Below are 1717 nucleotides of genomic sequence, written 5' to 3' on the forward strand. Positions count from 1 at the left end.
TGCCGTTCAGGCTCTGATCGACGCGTATCTCGGGACGCAGAACCACCCGCCCGAGCGGCCTGTGGCGATTGTGCAAACCCGGTTCGTAGCGCAGCCCAAGGGTCAGGTCCCCATAGGTCGTGGGTGGCGCGGCGTAGAAGGGATAGGGCTGGTTGCGTAATTGCTTGCCGAATGACGTCGTGCCCGGATAGGCCGCGATAAGCACCCCGGTATTGTCGCGAAAAACCTCCGCCCGGAGATTCAGTCGCAGGGCTGGCGTCACGTCCCAGGCCAGATAGGCCGTGCTGCCCCATGCATCGTCATCGGGCACCTCATCATGCAGCCAGGTGCTGCCGAAGGTAACGGACAGGGTCTTGCTCGGATGATAGGCCAGCAGAAGATCCGCATTGACCTGCATCCTGTGCGCTGCCGCTTCGCCGATCCCGGCACTGACCCAACCCTCAGGCGAGAGACGCGAATCGCCGTCATGCCCCTGCGGCCCTGCGCGCCCGATCAGGTGCCCGTCGAGACGATCCCCGAGAAGATGGGTGAAAGAAACGCCCAGATAGCCTTTAGGCCGATTGTTGTTGCTGCTCTGGCCAAAAGTGGTCGAATTCCCCGCATCCACCCCCAGGATACCATCGAGACGGGGCCCGATATGGGCCGTTGCGATCACCCCGACCGTCTGGAACGGGACGATGAAATCCGAGCTGTAATTGAAGCTGTAGAATGGGCGGGAGAGAGCAGCCGTTCCCTCTGTACCCATCAACCCGTAGGATTGCCCGATCTGGAAATCGATCCCACGGCCAAACAGCCAGGGCGTGTGCAGATCAATATGCGCCTGTGTGGGAGCCCATTGATACATTCCGCTCAGGGCACGATCACCCATGCCGATCGTGACATCGAAACGGGAGTCGGACCCGTACATGGCCTCCGCTACAAAACCCAGACGATACCCGGCGCCGATATCGGTCATGGCGTGAGAAACGGTGCCCAGAATCTGATCGAGGGTGAGCGTATTGGCCCGGTCCAGATAGAACTGGCCAAAATTACGGGCTGAACGCGTCCAGGGATTACCCGCTATGCCGCCTTCTACCGTCATGTGCGCCTCGATCCCCTCCCAGTAGCCGCCATCGTGCGGCGCTCGCGACCGGCGTGGCGGCGGCACACGGATGCTCTGTCTGTGACTCAGGGACGTTGCACGCCCGCGCTCCTTGATCTGGATCGGGGCTGTGTCGGTATGGCGCCGCGTGGCTGCATCAGACGACGAGGCCAATGGGGGCCGCGCGCCTGAAAACGACATCGCCGTGGAGGACGAAGCGTGAGAGAGCACTGCTGGACGGAGCGGAACCGCTGTGATTGCTTGCGCTGCCGGGGAATACGGCCAGAGCCATAACGGCAATACGATCATGGCGCTGCTGAACAGGCGTGCGACAGCGTGGCGCGGTCGCGCGTTCTGAAAACGCCGGATGCGCCGATACATCCTGTGAGTCTCCCTCCCTGACACACCCGCAACACGGACGCGCCACCTTGGACCCGTTTGGCGCTCACGATCACGTGATATAATATTGCCGATCGTGGAGATTCAGTCGGAAAATCCCTACCGGGCGGGTGGGCGCAGGAGGGAAAACCGACTAGACAGGCCGGGCCAGCCAACCAGCCAAGACTGGATCTCCGATGCGCTTCATCGAGACTTTCGACCTCCATTCCTTTACGGATTCGAGTATCAGCCTGTTGA

General features: G+C 61.4%; 1 protein-coding gene. It reads right to left on the bottom strand.

Annotated features, from left to right (window positions below):
- A partial coding sequence (locus C0V97_RS17485; RefSeq protein WP_233582255.1) for an outer membrane beta-barrel protein occupies positions 1-1462 on the bottom strand: 1462 nt, incomplete at its 3' end.
- Positions 1463-1717: the final 255 nt, after the last annotated feature.

Source organism: Asaia sp. W19, from assembly GCF_003994335.1.
GTDB lineage: Bacteria > Pseudomonadota > Alphaproteobacteria > Acetobacterales > Acetobacteraceae > Asaia.